Consider the following 7,718-nt stretch of genomic DNA (forward strand, 5'->3'; position numbering starts at 1 on the left):
CAGAACATCGTACCATTAAATACCTGAATAATTTGATTGAACAAGACCATCGTCCAGTAAAGAGACGCAATAAATTCTATCGAAGTTTACGCACTGCCTCTACCACGATTAAAGGCATGGAAGCCATCCGAGGATTATATAAGAAAACCCGAAAAGAAGGCACTCTCTTCGGGCTTTCGGTCTGTACTGAAATCAAGATATTATTGGGAATCCCAGCTTAAATCATAGATACCGTAAGGGATTTTATTCTTTATTTAAAACTTTGCAACAGAACCTTTTTTTTTCAAGAACTCAAAAAAGCGGAAAATCCCAGATTTAAAAATCTGAGTTTCCGCTTTTGTCATTTCAAGGATGGACTATTGTCTCAGCCTCTTCTAATTTATTCTTAAGATATTTTTACTTTCTCTGCAGGTGCTGATACTTCTTTTTGTTCTTTTCGACCTTTCAACTTATACTTCATTAATCTCATGCCATTGAAAATTACCACCAAGATACTACCTTCATGAACCAACATTCCGATAGACATATTCATCCATTCGCTGAAGAAGACGCTGGTCAACAAGACCAACACTACTCCAATTGAAATCACGATATTTTGTTTCATATTATTTGCGGTGGCTTTTACTAATCCTAATGCGTGAGGCAAGTTGCTGAAGTTCGAGTTCATTAAAACGACATCGGATGTTTCAATCGCTACGTCCGTTCCGCTTCCCATTGCGATTCCAATGTCTGCTAAAGCTAAGGACGGACTATCGTTAACGCCATCTCCAACAAAGGCTACAATTTGACCACGTTGTTGAAGTTTTCCGATATAAGCCGATTTGTCTTCCGGCAACATGTGGCCGTGAGCTTCGGTCAAACCAAGTTCGCCGGCGACCACATCAACGGTTCCTTGGTTATCTCCTGAAAGAACGACTAGATTTTTCACGCCCAAGTCTTTTAATTCCTGCAAATTAGCTTTCACACCCGGACGGACTTGATCGCGAATGCCCATCAGTACTTTTAATTCACCGTCGACCGCTGTCAAAACGAGAGAGTTCCCTTGTTGTTCAAACCGTTTGACATCTTTTTGCACTTTTTTGCTGAGAGTGACATTTTCTTTTTCCATCAAGGCCACATTCCCAACAGCCACTCTATGTCCAGCTACACTTGAAACGATTCCGCCGCCTTTCACGACTTCAGTTCCTTCAACAGGATAAAAATTTGTTTCTCCAATTTGATTTAAGACCGCTTTTGCTAATGGATGATCTGATTCCCGTTCCACACTGGCCAGATAGCCAAGCGTTTCAGCAGAATCTTTTTCATACAGTTCAGTCGCTGCAACGGTTGGGTTTCCGACAGTTAAAGTACCTGTCTTATCAAATACAATTGTATCCACATTGCTGAAGTCTTGAATGACTTCACTCCCTTTTAAAAGAACACCGTTACGAGCACCATTCCCGATACCGGCAACGTTTGAGACAGGCACTCCGATAACTAATGCGCCTGGGCAACCTAGAACCAAGATGGTGATTGCTAACTCAATATTTTGACTGAACGCCCATACAACAATTGCCAGAACCAAGACAGCTGGTGTGTAGTATTTAGAAAAGCGATCAATGAACCGTTCCGCTTCGGATTTAGAATCTTGTGCTTCTTCCACGAGTTCAATAATTTTTCCAAATGTGGTGTCCTCACCAACTCGGTCAGCTCTGATTTGAATCGTTCCGTTTTCTAAAATGGTTCCTGCAAAAACTTCTGCATCAGCTAGCTTGTTGACCGGAACAGCTTCCCCTGTAATGCTAGCTTCATTGATATGCCCTTCGCCCGTAAGGACTGTGCCATCCACTGGAACTTTCGCACCCGTTTTAACGAGCAAGATATCCCCTTCATCTACATCATCCACTTCTACTTCTTCAAATTCGCCATTATCCATTTGTTTCAAGGCGCTTTCGGGTGCCATTTCAGTCAATTCTTTGATAGCAGATCGCGTTTGGTTCAATGTTCGTTGTTCCAAGTAGTGTCCGAATAAGAATAAGAACGTGACAATAGCCGATTCTTCATAATTTTGAATAAAAAGCGCACCAATCGCTGCAATACTGACTAAGACATCAATACTGATGACTTTGACTTTCATTGCTTGAAACGCTTGAATGGCAATTGGCGTAATCCCAAAGACAGAGGCGATGATCAAAGACCACTCTGAAAGTCCTACGTTTTCTAAAACAAAGTGACTGAAGAAACCGAGTGCGATTAACAATCCACTAATGACGGTGATAACATTTTTCTTGCTTAATATATATTGTTGCATGCTTTTTCCCTCCAAATTTAATTTCTCTTTTATTGATAAACACAGTATAAGATAATTGCCTAAGTAATTAATTGACTGACATCAAGTTTTGAAAAAATACGTGTCCCTTCTCACTATTTTTTTGATCTAACAGCCTCAATGACACTTATTCCTCTTTACAGTTATAACGATACCCTCTTTTTATCGAATAAAAATTTACGGCTATCAAGTTTAGAAAGTTCTCTTTTATCGTTTCTAAGCACCTCGAATCGGATTGCAACAAAAAAAGCAATCCTGAAAAAATAGCTTTTCTTCCAGAATTGCCTAGTTCATTTAATCTGTTAAGCGGCCTTGACTTTTGTTTTAAGGACCGGATAGCCTACGTTTTCGATAGCTTTTTGAATCTCTTCAATCGAAGTGACAGCTGAATCAAAATTGGTTTTGACTTTGCTGGAGTTGAATAATACTTTAATGCTGTCTTTATCAACACCGTTAACTGATTTTACGGCACCTTCAATTTTTTGCATACAACTTGGACAAGACAACGTTTCTAATTGCAATATAGCTTTTTCCATAATTCCTATCTCCTTTATGTGTTTTTATTTTATCGGCAGCAGATTAATGAATACTGCCTTTTCCTCTTTACAACTGTAATATAGCTCACTTTTAGCAAACAAAAATTGACGCATATCAAGTTCTGCACTTCTTTTTATCTTTTTGCTCAATTCACCATCTTAATAGTCTTTTTCTGCCCCTTATTGCCATCAGAATAATAAGAAATTGGTTGATAGTCTTGTCTGCGTATAAACCATATTGCAATCGCGCCAATAAACAGGGCCAGAGACAAGGCTTGCGAAACGCGGATCCACTCGCCAATCCATAAACTGTCCGTTCGCATACCTTCAATGAAGAACCGACCCACTGAGTACCACAAAACGTAACTCAAAGCGACTTCTCCTTGACGCAAAAGCTGTTTTCGGTTCCGTATAGTGACGATGAGGACAAAGCCCAACAAACTCCACAATGACTCGTATAAAAAAGTCGGATGGTCGGATGGTAGTAGGTACCATTGATATTCATTTGTTCAATGATAAATTCAGGTAAATAAAGATTTTCCAAGAATTGGCGAGTAACCGGTCCACCATGAGCTTCCTGATTCATAAAATTGCCCCAACGACCAATGGGACTGGGCTAACAATACATTGGGCGCTAAAATATCAAGAACGAGTACCAAAGAAGTACCTTTTTTCTTTGCATACCAATATAGCGTACCCCCTCCTGCAATCAATCCCCATAAATCGCAATGCCGCCATTCCAAATCGCAAGGATTTGTCCTGGATTTTGCAGATAATAACCAAGTTCAAATAACACATAATAAAGCCGAGCGCCGAGGAGTCCAATCGGAATTGCCCATAAGGCCATATCGATAATGGTATCCTCTTCCAGTCCTTTTTTCTTTGCTTCCTTGGTGCTCAACTGGAGAGCCGCTAATATGCCCGCTGCAATAATGACTCCATACCAATGAATCACAACAGAACCAATCTCCACCACATGGGGATTCAAAACGCCTAATACGAATCCCATTCTATTTGCTCCATTTCTTCAATTTTTCGCGTCATTCTAGTCATGGTGATGCTGAACAAGATTCCGGCTAAGCTCCATGGAAACCAAACAGTGAATAAACTTTTATCTCCCTGGTCACTCGCTTCGTAATACGCCACTTTTCCGTGTCCGATTACGCCGGCTCCTTTTACAACTTCCTCTTCTTTTTCCATAGCTAACCTATCTGCCTCAACAACGTTAGACGTTTTTGCTTCGCCGCCAATCGTGTTCTTGGTGAAAGGGACCACAAAGAATGCACCCGCTGCTGACAACGTGATGGCAACTATCACCCAAAAACAATGCACATTCACCCCTACTTATTTTTACGTTTTGTTCGACAACCCTATCTTAAAGAAAAATAAAACAAAAAAACTTGAGGGTTATCATGTTTGTGCTTTTATTTTTCCAATGAATGAAGGTCGTTCTGTCTTAAAAAAGCCAAAAACGGACAGATGGAAGCAAAAGCACTGAGTTCTGTCCCGTTGTTAATGAAGAGCGACAGAACACCAACGTGTAGAAAAAAGTGTGTCCGATTATTCGCTGTAAAGCAATAAATCATCTAAATCCTGAATCTTGATCCTTTTCCCAGACAGCTGTTGAATCAATCCCTCGTCCTCCAATTCTCCAAATTTGCGACTGATGGTCTCAGGTGTCGTTCCTAAATAGGAAGCAATGTCCTTTTTTTCCATCGGCAGGGTGATGGTGGGAGAGTTGCCCATTTCAGGTTCCACATTTTCTGCCAAAAACAAAACTAAACGGGTAATGACACTCTCCAAGGCTACTTGTGTCGTTTGACGTTCTGAACTTTCTAACCGTTTAGACATTTCCGCCAATAGTTTTAAAGAAATAGCTGGGTATTGTTCCAGAAAATCTTGGACATCTTTTTGCTGAATCATACAGACAACGGTATCTCGGGTTGCTTCGGCATATTCCTCGTGTACTGCATCCGGGTTGAACAAGGTCCATTCTCCGGTGAAATCACCAGGGTTCAAGATCCGCACTAGCTGCTCTTTGCCAGAGTCTGCCAATCGATAAATACGGATTTTCCCACGATTGATAATATATAAAGTATCCTCTTTTTCTTGTGAACGAAACAGAAACTCTCCTTTTTGATACTGTTTCGTGTGGGCTTTTTCAGCAATGTAATTCATCGCGCTATCCTCTAAGTGATTGAATATTGGAACCAAGCGGATACAGGCTGCGTGGTCGCCAATTTCATGATGGGTATGTTTAGTCAATTCATTCTCCCCCTTTATTTATTTTGTTTATATTCGCTGCTTTTATTATATAAGTCTCTTACTACAAAAAAATTGATGCACATCAAGAAAATGGAAAAAGGACTGGAAAGAATTCCAATCCCTAAATCAGCTTCTACTTTTACCTTAATCTTCATCCTCATCAAGAGCGTCATCATCTTCTAATGCTTCTTTACCAATGAACGCTTGCAGCATCCAAATGTTCTTGTCTAAGTCATTTTTAAAAGCAATCAATGTATCTTCTAAAGCATCGTCACCCTCGTCTTGAGCTAAACGAATCGCGCGAATAGTTAGGTCACGAGTGCTTCTGAAGTCCTCGATAATATTTTCAACCATGTCTTCTGCTTTAGCGTATTTATTAACTGCATCTTCCGAAAGCATCGAATATTTTTCAAATTCAACCGTTGTCGAAGCAGGTTTATGCCCAGAAGTAATTAGACGCTCCGCAAGTTTGTCGAACCATTTTTCATTTTCGTTATACAACTCTTCAAATTTTTCATGCAACGTAAAGAAATTGGCTCCTTTTACATACCAGTGATATTGGTGCAGTTTCACATGTAATGTATGCATGTTGCCTAAAAGATGATCCGCAATGGCCGCTGCATTAATTTTCGTATGATGGACATGTTCCTTGTGTTCTTGTTCTTCTTGCAATCTTTCTTGGGGTGTTCTTTCTTGAGTAGCTTTATTTTCAGTCATGATTTATTCCTCCTATAATTTTGGTTTGTTTAAAATAGCTTTCTTTGATTCCTCCTTTTTCTTTACTGAATTTAGTATAGGATAGATTTCCGTTAAAAAAATTGACGCTCATCAAGAAAAGTATTTCTTAATAGACGCCAGGCTTCTCTATTAAATTCAACTGAAATAATCAAAGGAATGAAGTCGTTCCCTCCAAACAAAAATTTCATTAAAGTAGGGCCTAAAAAAAGAATAGCAACTATACTTTGTCAAGAGACCTGACTGCTATTTTTTTGCTTGTTATTCTTCAATTACCAAATGTCTTGCCTTGCAGTATATTTAATGCTCTTTCTCACTAGTGTTGCATGCAACACTAGTGAGAAAGAGTATTAATAAGATTAACCTAGAAGAATAACTTTACTTTATTTATGTCATACCATAAATAAAAATTGAAAAGAATTTTTTTATTTATTTTTAGTAGATCGATTAATAGGAGTTTTAGCTTGGGAGCGTCAATAATTTTGTGTAAATGGTTCTTCCCTACTGTAGATTGTTTCTAATTCTCCATCGGTTGACTCAGCATTTGTTCGAGCTCGCCTTCGGCCTGTTGGAAACCTTTATGACTGCGACCTAGGAATTTTTGGTTGTAAGTATCAAAAGACGAGACTAAGAAACGTTCCATCGACTCTTCATTTTGGAACTGTTCCTTGCGGTGGCTGTATTTCTTGATTTGTTTATTAAAGGATTCAATCAAGTTCGTAGAATAAATACTCTTGCGTATGGCCAAGGGGAAATCATAGAAAGTGAGCAAGTGATCGTTCGAAAGAATCGATTCAACCACTTTTGGATAGCTGGTTTTCCATTTTTCCGCAAAAGTACCACGTGCTTCCAACGCCACCTCTTTAGATGAGGCTTGATACACCATTTTAAAATCATCACAGACTTCCTTACGATCATCGACACGCACTTTGTGACTGATATTACGGGAAACGTGTACACAACAATGTTGAAAACGAGCTTTGGGATAGAACCGACTAATCGCTCCTACCATCCCCTTTAAGCCATCCGTGATGAACAGGAGGACATTTTTCAAACCGCGCTCTTGAAGGTCCAATAAAATTTCCTCCCAAATCGTGATGGATTCAGTCGGTGCAATCGCATAGCTCAATACTTCCTTTGATCCGTCCGGGCGAATGCCAACTGCGATATGAATAGCTTCCTTGGCGACGGTTTTCCGCTTTAACAGAATATACGTTGCGTCCATACAAATAGCAGCATAACGGTCATGAAGCTTCCGCCCTTTAAACGCCGTTACCTCTTCTGTAAATGATTTTGTTATATTGGACATGGTTTGGGGCGTGTAGTGATGCCCATACATTTTCTCAATCAAGTCTGCGATTTCCGACATGGTAATACCTTTTCAGAAGAGGTGAATGACGGTCTCCTCTAACGTGTCATTCGTCCGTCTATAAGCAGGAACAGTCTGTTGCTTGAACTCACCATTGCGGTCGCGCGGAATCTGGAGATGAAGTTCCCCATACTCGGTCTTGACCGTACGGTCATAGGAGCCGGTACGAGAATTACCCGTGTTAAAACCAATGCGATCATACTTTTCGTAATCTAGGAAAGCCGTTAACTCCGTTTTGAGAAGCGTATTGACTGCTTTCTCCAAATGGACACGGAATAATTCATTCAAATCGCCTTTGTTCGCTAGAGTGTTTAGAATTTCTGTAGTAAAATCGTTCATAGGGAAGTCCTCTCTTCTGTGAATGTGTTGTGGTAACTCTGGATTTGAGTCAATATCTTGGACATATTTTAGTAGAGACTGCTAAGACATTTTCTCTGTTTCTAAATCTTCAAACTCCTGTGGAGTTAAGTAATGAATCGAACTATGGATTCGATTACGATTATAA

The 7,718-nt window shown here is 39.8% G+C and carries 7 protein-coding genes and 2 pseudogenes; 1 reads left to right on the forward strand and 8 read right to left on the reverse strand.

The genetic code is table 11. From position 1 onward, the window contains the following. Positions 1 to 221, forward strand: a 221-nt coding sequence (locus ACKTSC_RS12940) for a DDE-type integrase/transposase/recombinase (RefSeq protein ID WP_407857800.1), incomplete at its 5' end; no start/stop codon positions are given. A 164-nt stretch (positions 222 to 385) separates the two neighbouring features. Here ACKTSC_RS12940 and ACKTSC_RS12945 read toward each other — a convergent pair. The 8 genes and pseudogenes from ACKTSC_RS12945 to ACKTSC_RS12980 form a co-directional block, all read right to left on the reverse strand. After that, entirely contained in the window at positions 386 to 2,290 is a 1,905-nt protein-coding gene (locus ACKTSC_RS12945; protein WP_005225221.1) for a heavy metal translocating P-type ATPase, read from the reverse strand. 320 nt (positions 2,291 to 2,610) lie between these two features. Next, the gene (locus tag ACKTSC_RS12950) at positions 2,611 to 2,844 is read right to left on the reverse strand and encodes a heavy-metal-associated domain-containing protein (RefSeq protein ID WP_003142316.1); all 234 of its coding nucleotides are present in this window, start codon (positions 2,842 to 2,844) and stop codon (positions 2,611 to 2,613) included. A gap of 146 nt (positions 2,845 to 2,990) precedes the next feature. After that, the gene (locus ACKTSC_RS12955; RefSeq protein WP_407857801.1) at positions 2,991 to 3,293 is read right to left on the reverse strand and encodes a prolipoprotein diacylglyceryl transferase family protein; all 303 of its coding nucleotides are present in this window, start codon (positions 3,291 to 3,293) and stop codon (positions 2,991 to 2,993) included. Continuing rightward, positions 3,212 to 3,853 (reverse strand): annotated as a pseudogene (gene lgt, locus ACKTSC_RS12960) (prolipoprotein diacylglyceryl transferase). The gene ACKTSC_RS12955 and the pseudogene lgt overlap by 82 nt, the downstream one beginning before the upstream one ends. Continuing rightward, a complete protein-coding gene (locus ACKTSC_RS12965) occupies positions 3,838 to 4,176 on the reverse strand; it encodes a hypothetical protein (RefSeq protein ID WP_407857802.1) in 339 nt (112 codons plus the stop codon). The pseudogene lgt and the gene ACKTSC_RS12965 overlap by 16 nt, the downstream one beginning before the upstream one ends. 228 nt (positions 4,177 to 4,404) lie before the next feature. Further along, positions 4,405 to 5,109, reverse strand: a complete 705-nt coding sequence (locus tag ACKTSC_RS12970) for a Crp/Fnr family transcriptional regulator (protein ID WP_003125436.1) — start codon at positions 5,107 to 5,109, stop codon at positions 4,405 to 4,407. A 144-nt stretch (positions 5,110 to 5,253) separates the two neighbouring features. Continuing rightward, a complete protein-coding gene (locus ACKTSC_RS12975) occupies positions 5,254 to 5,826 on the reverse strand; it encodes a Dps family protein (protein WP_002292150.1) in 573 nt (190 codons plus the stop codon). 535 nt (positions 5,827 to 6,361) lie between these two features. Then, a pseudogene (locus ACKTSC_RS12980) lies at positions 6,362 to 7,552 on the reverse strand (IS256 family transposase). Positions 7,553 to 7,718: the final 166 nt, after the last annotated feature.

Origin of the sequence: Enterococcus hailinensis (genome assembly GCF_045862035.1) — a bacterium.
GTDB classification, from domain to species: Bacteria; Bacillota; Bacilli; order Lactobacillales; family Enterococcaceae; genus Enterococcus_A; species Enterococcus_A hailinensis.